Genomic DNA, 16,382 nt, shown 5'->3' on the forward strand with positions numbered 1-16,382 from the left:
TCCTGTTTTTAAATCCTAAAAGCAGGAGTGTTTTTTTTGAAGACACATTATAGATAGAATATTAATACTTAAAACATATAGTTATGCCAAGCGGTAAAAAGAAAAAGAGACATAAAATGTCTACCCACAAAAGAAAGAAGCGTTTAAGAAAAAACCGTCATAAGAAGAAGAAATAGATTTTCTTTTTTAATATAGACAGATTTTAACAGATAACTTGGCAAATACTATTGCTAAGTTATTTGTATTATATAAACTTAAATAGGCTTCCGTGAATTACGAATTAGTAGTTGACTCCCGCAAAGGGGGTGTTTGGCTTGCACTACTAAAAGACGGGAAACTTATTGAATTACATGAAGAAAGTGAACAAACAGACTTTGCTGTTGGTGATGTATACCATGGTAAAGTGAGAAAAGTTGTTCCCAGTCTGAATGCATGTTTTGTTGATGTTGGGTACGAGAAAGATGCGTTTTTGCATTATCTCGACCTGGGTCCACAATACCTATCACTCAATAAGTTCACCCAACATACGTTGCAAGGTAAACAAAACGTAGCCGACCTCTTGTACTTCAAATCTGAAGAAGATATAGCAAAAGATGGAAAAATCACAGATGTAGTTTCTTCGTCTCAACACATAATGGTTCAAGTAGCAAAAGAACCTATTTCGAGTAAAGGACCTCGATTAAGTGCTGAAGTAACATTAGCTGGTCGGTATTTAGTACTCGTTCCATTCTCTAACAAGGTTTCTATTTCTCAGAAAATAAAAGACCCTGAAGAGCGTGAACGTCTGCGTGATATTATGAAGAACATCAAACCGAAAAATTTCGGTGTGATTATTCGAACTGTTGCGAAAAACAAAAAGATTGATCAAATAGATCAAGACTTAAAAAATCTTCTTGAAAAGTGGAAGAAGTTGCATGGTAATTTATTGAACTCAAAGCCACCAAGGCGAATTTTAGGAGAAATCAATAAAGCCTCTTCTCTACTTCGTGATCTTCTTAATGCAGATTTCACAAACATTCATGTGAATGATGATGCATTATATGAAAAAATGAAACTCTATGTGGCTTCTATTGCACCTGAACGAGAGAAGATTGTAAAACGATATAATGGCAAGCTAGACATTTTTGAAAAGTTTGGTATCAACAAACAAATCAAAACCTTGTTTGGTAAAAAAGTTCCGCTTCCTAGTGGTGGTTATTTGATTATTGAACATACTGAAGCCATGCACGTGGTGGATGTAAACAGTGGAAACAGAAAAGATGCCAAAGGTCAAGAAAGTAACGCACTTGCAACCAATCTTGAAGCGGCCGAAGAACTAGCTCGTGTTCTCCAATTAAGAGACATGGGTGGAATTGTTGCTGTCGACTTCATTGATATGCATGAAAAGGAAAATAATAAAGCTCTTTTTGAAAAAATGAAAGAGTTTATGAAGCCTGACCGTGCTAAACATAACATTCTGCCTCCATCAAGATTTGGTGTCATTGAGATTACACGTCAACGTGTACGTCCTGAAACAGACATTGAAACTTCTGAAAAATGCCCAGTTTGTAATGGCACAGGAGAAATTACCGCAAGTATTTTATTTGCTGACGAAATTGAAAACAACTTGACTTACTTGATCGAGGATAAGAAAATGAATAAACTTTCATTAGAAGTTCATCCTTATATTGAATCTCACTTTAAACGTGGAATTCTCTCAAAACAAGTAAAATGGTTTTTAAAATACAAAAAATGGATTCCAGTTACAGGTGTAACCAACTTCCATTTACTACAATATTCCTTTAAAAATAGTGAAGGAAAAACTGTAAAGATTTAAGCATGAAAGGGAATGTCAAATATTCCTTTTTAGAAGCTAAACAGAAAATTGAGGCTTGGTGTGCTTATCAAGACCGATGTCACAGTGAGGTTTATAACAAACTTCGCGGATATGGTTTAGATGATGAGGACACCAATGCTTTAATTTCCCACCTTATTTCCTATCAATTTCTCGACGAGCAAAGATTCGCAGACAGTTTTGTCTCAGGAAAATACCGCATAAAAAAATGGGGCCGCAACAAAATCACCGCACACCTTAAACAAAAGAACGTACCACAAAGGTGCATTACCGATGCCCTCAAAACAATTGATGAAGAACTTTACCTAGAAAACATCAAGAATTTAGCGGCTAGAAAATGGAGAGAAAAAAAAGGAAGTGATTTTGAAATCAAAATCAAAGTACAACGGTACTTAGCCAATAAAGGTTACGAATTTGAACTGATCTACAATGTACTTGATGACCTAGAAGGTGAATCGAAGCAATAATTTGAATAATTTTCGCATTTAAGATTAAAGGTCTATGGATTTTAAATTATATTAGCGAATTATAAGTTTTCGCAGTGTCAGACAGTATTATAATTATTCCTACTTACAACGAAATTGAAAACATCGAAAAGATGATTCGAAAGGTTTTCAGTTACGATAAAGATTTTCATCTGCTGGTTGTAGATGACAACTCACCTGATGGCACTGCCCAACAAGTAAAAGAACTTCAATCAGAATACCCCAACCGTCTTTTTATTTTAGAGCGCCCAGGTAAAAACGGTTTAGGAACAGCCTACAAAGCCGGTTTCGATTGGTGCCTGACCAAAGACTATAGCTATATCTTTGAAATGGATGCTGACTTTTCTCACAATCCAGACGATTTAATACGCCTTTACAAGGCCTGCACCAAAGAAGGTGTTCATTTAACAATAGGTTCACGCTATTGCAAAGGAGGTAAAGTCAAAAATTGGCCGATTATGAGAATATTGATGTCTTACTTTGCATCTATATACGTTCGAATGATTCTGTGGATTGGAATTAAAGACACAACGGCTGGATTCAAATGTTACACTAGAGAAGCATTGGAGAAAGTCAATTACGACATTATTCCATTTAAAGGCTACGCCTTTCAAATCTGTATGAAATATGGAGTAAGAAAGCACAAACTAGGTATTGTTGAAGTTCCCATTACCTTTGTGGATCGACAAAGAGGAACCTCAAAAATGAGTTCAGGTATTTTCAAAGAAGCATTCTTTGGAGTTTGGAAAATGAGAAAAATGAAATTATGAAGTATTTATTAAAGCAAGCTACAATTATCAATGAAGGAAGCTCTAAGGTTGGTGATGTTTTAATTCATAATGACAGAATAGAAAAAATTGCAGATACAATAGCTGATGCTTCGGCAACGGAAATAAACTGTGAAGGAAAATATTTAGTCCCTGGTAGTATCGATGATCAAGTTCATTTTCGTGAGCCCGGGTTAACACACAAAGCAGACATCCAATCTGAAAGTCGTGCGGCCATAGCTGGTGGAGTCACATCATTCATGGAAATGCCCAACACTGTTCCCAATGCATTAACCCAAGAGTTACTTGCAGATAAATATGCAATAGGCGCTCAATCAAGTGCTGCTAACTATAGCTTTTTCATGGGGGCGTCAAACGACAATATCGAAGAGGTTTTAAAAACAAACCCTAATGATGTCTGTGGGATCAAAGTATTTATGGGATCAAGTACGGGGAATATGCTCGTTGATGAACCAACAACATTAAATAAAATATTTAGTGAAGTTCCAATGTTAATTGCAACACACTGTGAAGACGAAACTACAGTGCGTAAGAACTTGGAATTATATCGTGAAAAATACGGTGAGGACGTTCCGATGAAGTATCACCCTGTAATCAGGAGTGAAGAAGCGTGCTACCTTTCCTCTTCAATGGCTGTTGCTTTAGCAAAAAAGCACAATGCCAGACTCCATGTTCTGCATATTTCAACAGCCAAAGAACTATCCTTATTTGAGAATAAGACTCCGTTATCAGAAAAGAGAATTACCGCAGAAGCTTGTGTTCACCACCTTTGGTTTTCAGAAGAAGATTACGATCAAAAAGGTACATTTATCAAATGGAATCCAGCTGTAAAAAAGGCAGCAGACAGAGAAGCAATATGGAAGGCGGTTTTGGACAATAGAATTGATGTTATTGCAACAGATCACGCACCTCATACATTAGAGGAAAAGTCTCAAAGCTATTTCAAAGCGCCATCGGGAGGACCTTTGGTTCAACATGCTTTATTGGCATTATTAGAAAAGTCAAAACAAGGAATAATTAGCAAAGAACGCGTTATTGAAAAAACAGCTCATGCTCCATCGGTATTATTTGGTGTTGAAAACCGTGGATTTATTCGCGAAGGTTATTTTGCAGACTTGGTTATCATTGACCCTTCTACTTCTACAAAGGTTCAAAAAGACAATATTTTATACAAATGTGGATGGTCTCCTTTTGAAGGCATTACCTTTAGCCACTCCATTGAAAAAACTTTTGTAAATGGTGTTTTAGCATTCGATAATGGGAAAATACTGAATGAGAAAAACGGAAAAAGATTAACTTTTAATCGCAAAGACTAAATGAAAGTAGCCAAATGTCTTTTCATGGGTTTGTTTTTATTGCTTCACACCAACTGTTCATACGAGTTAGAGAATGTTGAAGCTCCAGACAATCTTATCCCTATAGACACCTTTACTTTAGTTCTTCAGGACGTAATGATTGTGGAGTCCTACTATAAAAGTCAAGAAGCCAACGTAAACACATTTTACGAGACTTTACCTACAGCAATGCATCCTATCTTCGAGAAGTACAATATCGACAGTCTACGCTATGTTGAATCCATGGATTATTACACAACTCAACAGGAAGTGTTGATCAAAATTTACACTGAAATTCAGGACAGTTTAACATTGAACACTCCTGATTACATTCAATAATCTATCACTTTCAACTGATTCAATTTCAGTCATAAAAAAAGGCACCCTTCGGATGCCTTCAATTCAAATTCGCTTTAATTAATTTGTTACGTGTTGTAACTCTGGTTTTTTCAACAATGAACCCACCTCTGTGAGTGGATAAATTTCACTATACTTCTTCACTTTATCCATTTCAACACGGCGGTTAATATGAACACGTTTTAACTCTTTTGGCGTAACGACACCACTTGCCGCTAACAATTCAATGAAACTATAAACAGTTTGTGTATGGAAATTAGCAACACGCAGCGACTTGTTTTCAACATCAAGTCCTTTCATTAAACGTTTATCTTGTGTTGCCACTCCAACTGGGCAAGTATTTTTGTGACAAAGTAAGGCTTGTATACAACCTGTCGCCAACATCATCGCCCGTGCACAAGCAACAGTATCTGCACCAATTGCAATTAACCTAGCAATATCGAAACTACTGAATACTTTTCCTGAAGCAACAACGCTGATATCTTTCTTGAGGTCATAGCCCCTAAGTGTATTAACAGCATACGCTAATCCATCACGTAACGGTATACCTATAGAGTTTGAGAATTCAACTGGGGCAGCACCAGTTCCACCCTCTCCACCATCAATCGTAATGAAGTCTGGCTTAATTCCAGTCTCAATCATGGCTTCACATATATCTGTAAATTCAATTTGTTTACCAATACACATTTTAAATCCTACCGGTTTACCACCTGAAAGGTCTCTCATTTGCTTAATGAAGTACATCAACTCTGTAGCGTTAGAGAAAGCACTATGGGTGTTTGGTGAATGTACTTCGGTATGCGGTTCGATGTGACGAATTCGTGCGATCTCCTCTGTGTTTTTACTCGCTGGAAGAAGTCCTCCATGTCCAGGTTTTGCACCTTGAGAGATTTTCAATTCAATCATTTTAACATTAGGGATACTCGCATTCTCTTTAAAAGTAACAGGATTAAAATTTCCTTCCTTATCTCTACATCCAAAATACCCTGTTCCAATCTGCCAAATCAAGTCTCCACCATATTGAAGATGGTAAGGGCTGATCCCTCCTTCTCCGGTATTTTGAGCAAAACCTCCGATCTTAGCACCTTTATTCATTGCTAAAACTGCATTTTTACTTAAAGATCCAAAGCTCATGGCTGAAATATTCATAATACTTGCAGCATAGGGTTGTTTACAATCTAAACCACCAATCATCACCCTAGGGTCATGGTCAATTTCTTTCCGATTCTTAGCATACATCGAATGGTCCATCCATTCATAACCGATATCATAAACATTTGATTGGGTTCCAAAAGGAGCAGTATCATTTACCTTTTTTGCACGTTGATAAATCAAAGAACGATCAAGACGATTAATTGGTCGACCATCGGTATCTGTTTCTACAAAATACTGCATTATTTCTGGACGGATAGACTCAAAAATAAAGCGTAAATTACCAATTACTGGGAAGTTCCTACGAATACTATGCTTACGTTGTAAAATATCAAAGTATCCTATTAGAATCAATGGTCCAAAAAAGACCATAAACCATATCACGTTGTTCCACAATGGATAGATTAACGCTACAACTCCTATAATTAGGATAGATATTAAAATAAATATTCCTCTTGCCTTCATGACACCGTTTTATTTTATGTTTTTTACCTTTTAAATGATGATTTCTAACAACATCTTTTTTTCACACATAACAGCCTGCAAAGTTAAATTAAATATATCATATCAACGGTGTCTTTCAAGATGATTTTAAGGTGAACAATATGCACCTTACTACACAACGAACCAACACCACACTAACACACAGTTAATTAAGCGATTTATAACATATTTGCATTAAAATACTTGGCTTGATCCGACACTTCCTTTCCTACCCATTTTGGCAACTTAAATAGTTGATGTTCATCAGAAAGTTCGATTTCAGCTAGGATCAGACCTTTGTTTGGACGAGTAAACACATCCACTTCCCATAAAAAACCTTCAAAAACGAGTTCATATCTAATTTTATCGATTTTTTTTGGACAAAATGTGTTCAACAATTCTTCAGCTTCATGAACAGGGATCTCATATTCGTATTCCACACGAGAGATATGCTCTGTTTTACCTTTAATTGTAATGAATCCTTGATTTCCTTTTGTACGAACGCGGACTGTCTTTTCGATTGAATTCAACAGGTAACCTTGCATTATCCGCACACCTTGAGCGGGCTGAACAGCACGCCATTGTTCTTTATCAACCAAAAACTTTCTTTCTATTTCGATGGCCAAATCAAATCTTTTTTAATAAGTCAACCAAACGATTAGAATAGCCTGCTTCATTGTCATACCAACCTACAAGTTTGATTAAGTTTCCAACTACAGAAGTCAATTGGCTATCAAAAATACAACTGTTTGGATTTCCAATTATATCCGCAGAAACCAAAGGTTCGTCGGTATATGCTAAGATGCCTTTAAGTTCATTTTCACTGGCTCTTTTAAATTCTGCATTGATGGCTTCCACTGTTGGAACTTTTCCGTCAACAGTGATCGTAAGGTCGGTCAAAGAACCATTTGGCACAGGCACACGAATTCCACACCCACCAATTCTTCCATTTAACTCCGGGAAAATCTTCGTTAATGCTTTTGCCGCTCCTGTAGTTGTAGGAACAATTGATTCTGCAGCAGCCCTAGCTCTACGCAAATCCTTATGCGGGGCATCATGCAATCTTTGATCTGAAGTATAGCTATGAACAGTTGTAATATATGCACTATCTACATTACATAGTTCCGAAATAAGTTTAACCATTGGCGCAGCTGAATTAGTAGTACAAGAAGCATTACTGATTAAAGTATCATCATCTTTGAGGAGTTCGTCATTGACTCCTAAAACAACTGATTTTATATTTTCTCCTTGACCTGGAGCACTTATTATCACTTTTTTTGCTCCACCTTTAAAATGCTTTGATGCCAATTCTTCAGTCCTAAAAAGACCTGTAGATTCTAGCACGAATTCAACGCCATATTTTTCCCATGGAATATCTGCAGGGTCACGAAATTGTGTAAAAACAATCTTATTTCCATTTTCAAAAACAATTGTATTTCCTTCAACTGTGAACTCTACATCTAACTTTCGGTGTACTGAGTCGTATTTGAACAAATGTGCCAATGTATTCACATCAGCAAGATCATTTACTACAGCAACAGAAATCTCCTCCTGTTTTAAGCTCATTCGGGTAAAATATCTTCCAATTCTCCCAAATCCGTTTACACCAACTTTTTTCATATAATTTATTTTGTCTAACAAACTTAAAGAATATCACGTGCAATTAAAAGAAAAAGCACGACTCATCTTCATCAATTCACTAAATATTCTATTAACTCTTAAGTTGTTTAAAAGATCCCTGCAATCTATCGGCGAATTTCATTAAATTCGTACCTATGAATAAATTGATTCTATTTTTTATTTTACTTTCAATTTCGTTTGGGATTAGTGCTCAAGGGAATTGGAAGTGGACAAAAGTAGCGCCTTTACCTATTGCCTCAGCCAACAACACAATTTGCAAAGCTAAAGTCAACAACAATAGTTTAGTCTATAGCTTTGGAGGAATTTCCAACCCTCTGATTCCGTCAAGTATCCATCAAAGGGTATTTAAATACGAAGTAAGTAATGATGAGTGGACAGAAGTTTTGGATGTCCCAGATACTTTAGCTAAGATTGGTAGTGCTGCAAGCTTTGTGAAAAATCGAATTTACCTTATTGGAGGAAAACATGTGTTGAATGATGGAACGGAGGTTTCATCTCAAAAAGTACATGTATACAATCCTTTTTTAGATACTTTCGAAATCGATAGAAGTGAAATGCCTACTCCTGTTTACGACCATGTCCAAAACGTTTGGAGGGACAGTTTAATATTTGTTATTTCAGGACACAGTAACACGACTACAGTTCCTGATGTACAAATCTACAATCCCTCTTTTGATTCATGGACAACCGGAACTCCGTTGCCAAATAACGCACAATATAAAAGTTTTGGAGCATCAGGTTATATTCTTGGTGATACCATCTATTATTTTGGAGGAGTAACAGAAGACCCTACCTATCAAGCCACAAATTATTTTAGAAAAGGCGTTATCGACAAGGATGACCCCTCCCAAATTAGCTGGTCAATGATTTTCTCCTCTCCCGGTAACCCACTCTATAAAGGAGTTTGTTCTGGCCATGACAAAACTCTTTTTTGGATAGGCGGCGCTAGAAAAGCCTACAATTATGACGCGCTAGAATTTTACACCAACAATCCTGTAACTCCAAACCATAGAATATTAGAATATACCACAAATGACAACGTACATTTAAATCAATTCAACACCTCATTTCATGTGATGGATTTGAAAGGGATTGCAAAGTTAGGAGGAGGAAATTGGATGATTGCAGGTGGAATAGACTCCTTACAACAGGCTTCAGACAGGGCGTTTATTTTGCACAATACTTCTCTATCAGATATAGAGAATGCTACACAACCTCCTTTCTTTAAAGTCCAAGAATCAAACGACAATTACATTGTTATTACTGAAAATATTGGGAAAATAAGTATTTATGATGTTACAGGAAGAACACTTTATAAATCAACTAAACAGTTGGCTAATCTGATTATTCCGAAGTCTAGATTAAGCAATGGAATTCTATTATTTGTTTACGAAGATGAAATCAATCTCCCCGTTCAAATAAAAAAAATTAAGCCTCATTAAACTGAAGTAAAATAACCATGGATTACCTTATCAACACTCCAATTGAATACCTTAAAGGTGTTGGTGCCGAACGTGGCAACGCTTTAAGAATGGAGGCTGAAATAGATAAATTGTGGGACCTCTTAAATTACTTTCCTTTTAGGTACGTTGACCGTTCAAGCTATGTGAGAATTATTGACCTCCCTGTTCACGAAGGACAATCTGTACAGTTGAAAGGTCGAATCATAGGCGTGCGTGAAATCGGTACTGGCCGCGGAAAAAGATTACAAGCAAGTTTTCAAGATGAATCTGGTGTAATTGATCTGGTTTGGTTCAAAGGAGCTAAATGGGTTAAAGACAAGTTGACGCCAGGTGTTTTATTCAGGGTTTACGGAAAACCAACACGCTACAGTAGTTCGTGGAACATTGCCCATCCTGAAATTACCCCTTTTCAAAATATTTCTCATGAAAAAGGGCTTCAAGCCATATACAACAGTACAGAAAAGCTTACAAAAAAAGGGCTTCATTCAAAAGGAATTGAAAAACTAAGCTACAATCTTGCTTCAAATATCACTGGAAAGATTCCTGAAATATTACCGCAAGAACTCGTTCAACAATACAATTTAATTTCCCGAGAGGAAGCTTATAAATACATTCATATTCCACGCAATTTTGAAGATGTCAAAAGAGCGCAATTGAGAATAAAGTTTGAAGAGCTATTCATCCTTCAGTTAGAACTGTTTTTAAGAAAAAACGCCAACATTAAGAAAGCTGGAGGGTATTATTTCGAAAAAACGGGCGAGTACTTTGATGCGTTTTATAAAAACCATATCCCTTTTGAACTTACAGATGCACAGAAGAGGGTCACCAAAGAAATCAGAAGAGATTTGCGCAGTGGTAATCAAATGAATCGTCTTCTCCAAGGAGATGTAGGAAGTGGTAAAACTTTGGTTGCTGTACTGGCTATGCTGTTTGGAATAGGGAATGATTTCCAATCGGCACTTATGGCGCCCACAGAGATTTTAGCTCAGCAACACTTTAAAACCATTGAAGAATTACTTTCCCCATTAAATATTAAAGTCGCATTACTGACAGGTTCAACAAAGAAATCAGAACGAAAAGTCTTATTTCAAGCCTTGGCAGATGGAGAGATCAACATTTTAATTGGAACTCATGCCCTATTAGAACCTACAGTTAAATTTCAAAACTTAGGATTGGTAGTCATCGACGAACAACATCGATTTGGTGTAGCTCAAAGGGCAAAACTATGGAGGAAAAACGAAAAACCTCCTCACATCTTGGTCATGACCGCCACCCCGATTCCAAGAACTTTAGCCATGACATTTTATGGCGACCTAGATGTTTCTGTAATTGATGAATTGCCACCAGGCAGAAAACCCATTACAACGCTGCATTATTTTGAAAAGAGTAGATTAAAAGTATTTCAACTCATTAAGGAAGAAATTGCATTAGGTAGACAAATTTATATTGTGTATCCTTTAATTCAAGAGTCCGAAACCATGGATTACAAAAACTTGATGGAAGGTTATGAAGCAATATCGCGGGCCTTTCCCCGACCAGACTATCAAATTAGTATTGTACATGGACAAATGAAACCAGAAGACAAAGCTTTTGAAATGGAACAATTTGCAAAAGGCAATACCCAAATTATGGTGGCCACAACCGTTATTGAAGTTGGTGTGAATGTCCCTAACGCTTCCTTGATGGTTATTGAAAGCGCTGAACGTTTTGGTTTATCTCAATTACATCAATTACGTGGTAGGGTAGGTCGAGGCGCTGAAAAATCATATTGTATTCTGATGACTGGTGAAAAACTTTCACAAGAAGGCAAAAAACGTCTTCAAACAATGGTGGCAACAAATGATGGTTTTAAAATTGCAGAAGTCGACTTGGAGATTCGAGGACCTGGGGACATAATGGGAACACAACAAAGTGGAATATTAAACCTTAGGTTGGCTGATCTGGCACGCGATGGTCAGTTGGTTAGCGCGGCAAGGCAAGCGGCAAGAGAAATCTTAACGGAGGACCCTTTATTACAAAAGAACAAACATTATTTATTAAGAGAAGAATTAAAAAGACATTTAAAATCCAAACCCAATTGGAGTAAAATTTCATAGCTTTAAACCATGAGAAAATTAAGCACACTATTATTCATTACTTTATTTGCAGGACTATCTTACGGTCAGCTCAGCGGAGACATCGTTAAAGACAACCGCAAACTTACTGTAGATCAAGGTTACATCATCAACGGTCACGTTAATGGCAAAATTGTTTTTGATATATCTGTCAATGCGGAGGGAAAAGTCACCTCTGCAAAAGCAGTTGACAGTGAGTCCACCATAAGAAGTACGCCAGCCAAAATAAAGGCACGAAATTACGTTTCCTCCTTCACCTTCGCGCCTGGAACTTGGTATCCTAAATATCATCAAGGGCGAGTTGTGATTACGATGGTCAAACAAAAATAAAAGGCATACAAAAAGGGCAAATCAATGATTTGCCCTTTTTGTATTCATGAGGATTGAATTAACTTTCACCATAGATCTTTACAACCAAATCATTGTGTAGTTCTAAAATCTTTTTACGTTTAAACTTTAGTGTTGGCGTAATCTCTCCTTTTTCTACAGAAAACTCTTCTGCTAACAATTCAAACTTTTTAATTCTTTCAAACTGTCCAAACAATTCATTGTACTGGTCTATTTCTTCTCCAATACGCGCTATAACTTCAGGGTGTTCGATCAAGGCTTTATTTCCATCACCAACTTTAATTTCTTTCCTATTGGCCCATTCACGCAAGAAGTCATAAGAAGGGATAACCAAAGCAGCGGGGTGCTTCTTTCCTTCTCCAATCACCATAATTTGCTCAATAAATCGGGACTCTTTAAACTTATTCTCCATCATTTGTGGAATAATGTACTTCCCACCAGATGTTTTAAATATTTCTTTTTTACGGTCTGTAATTTTCAAGAACTTTCCGTCGACCATTTCACCAATATCTCCTGTATGGAACCATCCATCTTCAGTAAGTACCTCTTTTGTTTTTTCTGGTTGATTGTAATACCCCATCATTACATTAGGACCACGTACAATAATTTCTCCATCGTCAGCAAACTTTACTTCAACGTTGTCTAATAAAGTACCAACCGTTCCGAATTTAATTCCATTCTTCTTACAATTCACTGAAATTACTGGTGAGGTTTCTGTTAATCCATATCCTTCAAGAATGGGGATTTCAGCAGCAAGAAATATTCTAGCCAAACGAGGTTGTAAAGCAGCAGCACCAGAGGCAATTGCCAGCACTTCCCCTCCAAGCGCTTCTTGCCATTTAGAAAAAATTAATTTTCGGGCAATTTTCAACTTAAAGTTATACCACCCCGATTTCCCAGTTTGTTCGTATTCTTCTCCAACAGAAACAGCCCAAAAGAAAAGTGCTCTTTTAATTCCTGACAACTCATCTCCTTTAGAAATAATTTTCTCATATACCTTTTCTATCAAACGAGGTACAGCCGTAAAAACATGCGGTTTAACCTCTTTAATATTTTCACCAATGGTATCTAAACTCTCTGCAAAGTGAATTGAGAATCCAACTTGCATGTATAAGTAATGAAGCATGCGTTCATAAACGTGACAGACAGGAAGGAAGGTTAAACAACGACTGTTAGCATCTCCTGGGATACGTGGCAAACTACCGTATACGTTGGACAAAATGTTTTTGTGTGACAACATTACTCCTTTCGGATTACCAGTCGTACCTGATGTGTAAATCATAGTTGCTAAATCCTCATGTTTAATTGCATCTGAACGTTTCTTTACTTCAGATAGATCAACCTTACTTGCTTCATTAATGATTTCTGACCAATGCTTTACTCCTCCCACTTTATCAAAACAGTAAATCTTTGTCAGCAAAGGAAGGTCTTCCTTAATACTTGAAATTTTATTGTATAGTTCTTCATCCCCTGTAATACAGACCTTAATTCCTGCATCACCAAAAATATACTTATAATCCTTTGTAGAAATATTCGGATAAACAGGTACCCCGATGGCACCAATTTGTTGAATTCCAATATCCATTATATTCCACTCTACTCTATTCCCAGAAACTAAAGCAACCTTTTCTCCTGGCTCAACCCCTAAAGCGATTAACCCTCTAGAAACAAGGTTCGCTTTTTCTATAAATTCTTCTGTACTGGTGGACACCCACTTTCCATCTATTTTTGTTGAAAACATCGTTTCTTGAGGAAAATTCTCAAGTTGGTAATATGCTATATCGAATAGCCTTTCTTGTTTTTTCATAGTTAATGATTTTGCACTCTAAATCTACTAAAAAATGTTAAGTCAAACACTTTTCAGCGGTGTTATTTTACTTACAATATACTAGAGTTTTAATAAACAGTCTGTTTTTCCAACCTTTTAATTAAAAAAAACGTATTTTAGACAATAATTGAACAGAGGTGTAACTTTTACACCCTTTAAATTGTTTTACTGTTATAATGCGCACTTTTTGAATCGACGAGAATACAATATCGCTGTAGAAAAACATGCTTCCAACTTGTATGGGTATGTTTTCGGGTACCTTCGCAATAGTGAGGATACGCAAGATATTGTGCAAGATGTTTTTGAAAGGTTGTGGAAAAATAAAAAGAAAGTAGATTTTGATAAATCCAAAGCGTGGATGTTTAGAACAGGTCACAATGCTTTAATCAATTTCTCTAAACGTAAAAGTCGTACTGTATATAATACAGATATGATTCCTGAATTGTCGAAAGTAGATAACCGATTTGAGACACAGGAAATTATTGACTTGGCGCTTTCATTACTTCCACCACTTCAAAAAAGCATTGTTCTTTTAAGAGATTTAGAAGGTTACACCTACGACGAGATCGGAGAAATCTTAGAGATTTCTGATAGTCAAGTAAAGGTATACCTCTATAGAGCGCGAAAGAAAATTAAAAAACAGTTAAGCGATTTAATGTTAGTTCAATGAGTAGACCAAGTTTTGAAAATATAGACCAGTGGCTTTTTGAATATACAGAGGGAAATCTTTCTCCTGTTCAAGAATCTCAATTGATGGACTTTATCAGTCTTCATCCTGAGCTCATGTCCGAACTAAAATCATGGCAACAAGCAAAGGTTACTCCAAAACCAACTCCTGCCTTTTCGACTGCCGCTCTGGTTAAGCCTATGCCATTTTACCTGCATCCAGTCATTATAGTCGCAATTGGATTGATTGTATTATTTTTCGGATGGATTGGTCACGACAAACTTACTACTGTTCCATTGTATACAATGTCTGACATTGATACAGATATAATACATTCGGGTGATGAGGACTTGTTTGACGATTCTTTTTTGGTCCTCAACAATGCTAAAACATCAACATCCGAAGTGCGCTCAACTAAAAGTTCAAATTTAAAAACTGTTAGCAGTAGCAATCAAAACAGAAAAACGAATCAAGATTTAAACATTCCAATTTTATCTCCTCAACATAATAATTTGGCGGAAAATGAAACTGAAAATTTGGCTTTACTAGAGGATGAAATGGAAACAAATCAAATCGCTAGTTCTACTGACAAGCAAACAATTAAAATAGATTATAGTGAACTTCAGGAAATACAAAAAAGTTTCAATGCCAAAGCAAATGATTTAAATTTAATTTCAGAATACCTAAACCAGTCGCCTAACACTAAAAAGGAGGACATTACATCATCAGCAAAAGTGATCTCAGGGGCGGAAGTAGCGAAAGTTTCATTAAAGAAAACACTGCACAACACCTATAGAAAAATTAAACGCATGGCAGACCAACCTGTCGCTTTAAGAAATACAAAAGCACCTCATTATCATGCACCAATGATGACTGGTTTCAATGCAAATTCAGCTATGGTTGGGTCTGCACCTGGAAATAGAATACAAGCTACGTCTAGAATACAATGGTTGGATAAAAGCAACACTCAACTCCTCAATTCTTTATCTTGGGATGGATATGTCTACGCCTTACGTGGTGGTTTAGGAGTGGATGTAAACTATAATGGATACAATTCAAATGCCCTAAATAACTATTCAGTCGGACTTACTTATTCTCCAAAACTTTCAATTAATAAAAGTGTTTCAATTGAACCTGCTTTAAGATTTAAAATGGGGGTTGTTAACGTCGATCCAAACTCCGATTTCATTGGTCAAAAAATTGAAGTCAACAGACATAATCTTATTCCTCTTTTCGAAAACGAAGCGCAAGTGAGTGGGAGTCAATTGTGGTACAAAGATATTGGTTTAGGGTTCATGTTGAACACCAAATGGTTTTATGCAGGGTTCAATGCAGACAATTTAGGTCGTCATAACAACAACTTTTACACAGGAGACTTAAGCAAAGACCATAGAGAAAATATACACTATACTGCTGTTATCGGAACAGAATATCAGTCGATGACACGCGATATTAAGGTGAGTGGTTATGGTCTATTTCAAAATTATGGTGACTTAACAGAGTTATGGATTGGTGGGAACTTCCAATACAAATGGATTCAAGCTGGTGCAGGATTAAACACTAACACAGAGTTTGGAGCCTCTCTAGGAACTGTTTTCAATCGCTTTTCATTCCACTACAATATTGACTACACCAAAAGTCAACTGTTAAACAATAAGTATTTATCGCACCAGGTCTCGATGAAGATATTGCTTAAGCCTAGTAGATACGCTGCTAAATTTTTAAACATTTAAGAAAGGAGAAGAATTATGAAAAAAATATTGTTGTTTATATTCTCAATTATAATTATCGGAGAGGTCCATGCTCAAGATCCTCAGTTTTCGCAGTTCTATGCGAATCCGATATATTTGAATCCGGCCTTTGCAGGAAGTCATGGTTGTCCACGATT

Annotated in this window: 15 protein-coding genes; 11 read left to right on the top strand and 4 right to left on the bottom strand. The window is 36.5% G+C overall.

Annotated elements, in window-relative coordinates; genetic code table 11:
• Window positions 1–268: 268 nt before the first annotated feature.
• The 5 genes from ACN0U3_RS12720 to ACN0U3_RS12740 all read left to right on the top strand — a co-directional run bounded on the left by ACN0U3_RS12720 (window position 269) and on the right by ACN0U3_RS12740 (window position 4,780).
• Window positions 269–1,816 carry an Rne/Rng family ribonuclease gene (locus tag ACN0U3_RS12720; protein ID WP_299204911.1) on the top strand — a complete coding sequence of 516 codons (1,548 nt, stop codon included), beginning with the start codon at window positions 269–271 and terminating at the stop codon, window positions 1,814–1,816.
• Between the two features lie 2 nt (window positions 1,817–1,818).
• Window positions 1,819–2,301, top strand: a complete 483-nt coding sequence (locus ACN0U3_RS12725; protein ID WP_417266517.1) for a regulatory protein RecX — start codon at window positions 1,819–1,821, stop codon at window positions 2,299–2,301.
• A 74-nt stretch (window positions 2,302–2,375) separates the two neighbouring features.
• Window positions 2,376–3,089, top strand: a complete 714-nt coding sequence (locus ACN0U3_RS12730; RefSeq protein WP_299204906.1) for a polyprenol monophosphomannose synthase — start codon at window positions 2,376–2,378, stop codon at window positions 3,087–3,089.
• Window positions 3,083–4,423, top strand: coding sequence for a dihydroorotase (locus ACN0U3_RS12735; protein ID WP_417266526.1), 1,341 nt, complete (start codon window positions 3,083–3,085; stop codon window positions 4,421–4,423). The genes ACN0U3_RS12730 and ACN0U3_RS12735 overlap by 7 nt, the downstream gene beginning before the upstream one ends.
• On the top strand, window positions 4,424–4,780 hold the full coding sequence (locus ACN0U3_RS12740; RefSeq protein ID WP_417266518.1) for a DUF4296 domain-containing protein: 357 nt from the start codon (window positions 4,424–4,426) through the stop codon (window positions 4,778–4,780). It begins immediately after the preceding gene.
• A gap of 78 nt (window positions 4,781–4,858) precedes the next feature.
• Here the strand turns inward: ACN0U3_RS12740 and ACN0U3_RS12745 are convergent, their stop codons facing one another.
• The 3 genes from ACN0U3_RS12745 to gap form a co-directional block, all read right to left on the bottom strand.
• Window positions 4,859–6,415 (bottom strand): FMN-binding glutamate synthase family protein, encoded by a 1,557-nt coding sequence (locus ACN0U3_RS12745; protein ID WP_417266519.1) that lies wholly within the window; start codon window positions 6,413–6,415, stop codon window positions 4,859–4,861.
• Between the two features lie 197 nt (window positions 6,416–6,612).
• Window positions 6,613–7,059, bottom strand: coding sequence for a CYTH domain-containing protein (locus ACN0U3_RS12750; RefSeq protein ID WP_417266520.1), 447 nt, complete (start codon window positions 7,057–7,059; stop codon window positions 6,613–6,615).
• A gap of 1 nt (window position 7,060) precedes the next feature.
• On the bottom strand, window positions 7,061–8,053 hold the full coding sequence (gene gap / locus ACN0U3_RS12755) for a type I glyceraldehyde-3-phosphate dehydrogenase (RefSeq protein ID WP_417266521.1): 993 nt from the start codon (window positions 8,051–8,053) through the stop codon (window positions 7,061–7,063).
• Between the two features lie 155 nt (window positions 8,054–8,208).
• On the opposite strand from gap, the gene ACN0U3_RS12760 reads away from it, so the two are divergent.
• From ACN0U3_RS12760 to ACN0U3_RS12770, 3 genes are read left to right on the top strand one after another with little or no spacing between them, the layout of a single operon-like run.
• Window positions 8,209–9,516, top strand: a complete 1,308-nt coding sequence (locus ACN0U3_RS12760; RefSeq protein ID WP_417266522.1) for a hypothetical protein — start codon at window positions 8,209–8,211, stop codon at window positions 9,514–9,516.
• 17 nt (window positions 9,517–9,533) lie between these two features.
• Entirely contained in the window at window positions 9,534–11,633 is a 2,100-nt protein-coding gene (gene recG / locus ACN0U3_RS12765; RefSeq protein ID WP_299204891.1) for an ATP-dependent DNA helicase RecG, read from the top strand.
• A gap of 9 nt (window positions 11,634–11,642) precedes the next feature.
• Window positions 11,643–11,981: a hypothetical protein gene (locus tag ACN0U3_RS12770; RefSeq protein WP_299204888.1), complete on the top strand. Its 339-nt coding sequence runs from the start codon at window positions 11,643–11,645 to the stop codon at window positions 11,979–11,981.
• Between the two features lie 58 nt (window positions 11,982–12,039).
• Here the strand turns inward: ACN0U3_RS12770 and ACN0U3_RS12775 are convergent, their stop codons facing one another.
• The gene (locus ACN0U3_RS12775; protein WP_417266523.1) at window positions 12,040–13,806 is read right to left on the bottom strand and encodes an AMP-dependent synthetase/ligase; all 1,767 of its coding nucleotides are present in this window, start codon (window positions 13,804–13,806) and stop codon (window positions 12,040–12,042) included.
• Between the two features lie 208 nt (window positions 13,807–14,014).
• Between ACN0U3_RS12775 and ACN0U3_RS12780 the strand changes: the two genes are divergently transcribed.
• The 3 genes from ACN0U3_RS12780 to ACN0U3_RS12790 all read left to right on the top strand — a co-directional run.
• Window positions 14,015–14,497 (top strand): RNA polymerase sigma factor, encoded by a 483-nt coding sequence (locus ACN0U3_RS12780; protein WP_299204882.1) that lies wholly within the window; start codon window positions 14,015–14,017, stop codon window positions 14,495–14,497.
• Window positions 14,494–16,227, top strand: coding sequence for a type IX secretion system membrane protein PorP/SprF (locus ACN0U3_RS12785; protein WP_417266524.1), 1,734 nt, complete (start codon window positions 14,494–14,496; stop codon window positions 16,225–16,227). Before ACN0U3_RS12780 ends, ACN0U3_RS12785 begins: the two co-directional genes overlap by 4 nt.
• A 15-nt stretch (window positions 16,228–16,242) precedes the next feature.
• Window positions 16,243–16,382, top strand: a 140-nt coding sequence (locus tag ACN0U3_RS12790) for a type IX secretion system membrane protein PorP/SprF (protein WP_417266527.1), incomplete at its 3' end; no start/stop codon positions are given.

Origin of the sequence: Brumimicrobium sp., from assembly GCF_048268645.1 — a bacterium.
GTDB classification, from domain to species: domain Bacteria; phylum Bacteroidota; class Bacteroidia; order Flavobacteriales_D; family Crocinitomicaceae; genus Brumimicrobium; species Brumimicrobium ulvae.

Excerpts from the sequence above, each read along its gene's own strand:
- ACN0U3_RS12725 (WP_417266517.1), top strand. The coding sequence starts at position 1,819 with ATGAAAGGGAATGTCAAATATTCCTTTTTAGAAGCTAAACAGAAAATT.
- ACN0U3_RS12740 (WP_417266518.1), top strand. The coding sequence starts at position 4,424 with ATGAAAGTAGCCAAATGTCTTTTCATGGGTTTGTTTTTATTGCTTCAC.
- ACN0U3_RS12785 (WP_417266524.1), top strand. The coding sequence starts at position 14,494 with ATGAGTAGACCAAGTTTTGAAAATATAGACCAGTGGCTTTTTGAATAT.
- ACN0U3_RS12745 (WP_417266519.1), bottom strand. The coding sequence starts at position 6,415 with ATGAAGGCAAGAGGAATATTTATTTTAATATCTATCCTAATTATAGGA.
- ACN0U3_RS12775 (WP_417266523.1), bottom strand. The coding sequence starts at position 13,806 with ATGAAAAAACAAGAAAGGCTATTCGATATAGCATATTACCAACTTGAG.
- ACN0U3_RS12760 (WP_417266522.1), top strand. The coding sequence starts at position 8,209 with ATGAATAAATTGATTCTATTTTTTATTTTACTTTCAATTTCGTTTGGG.
- gap (WP_417266521.1), bottom strand. The coding sequence starts at position 8,053 with ATGAAAAAAGTTGGTGTAAACGGATTTGGGAGAATTGGAAGATATTTT.
- recG (WP_299204891.1), top strand. The coding sequence starts at position 9,534 with ATGGATTACCTTATCAACACTCCAATTGAATACCTTAAAGGTGTTGGT.
- ACN0U3_RS12770 (WP_299204888.1), top strand. The coding sequence starts at position 11,643 with ATGAGAAAATTAAGCACACTATTATTCATTACTTTATTTGCAGGACTA.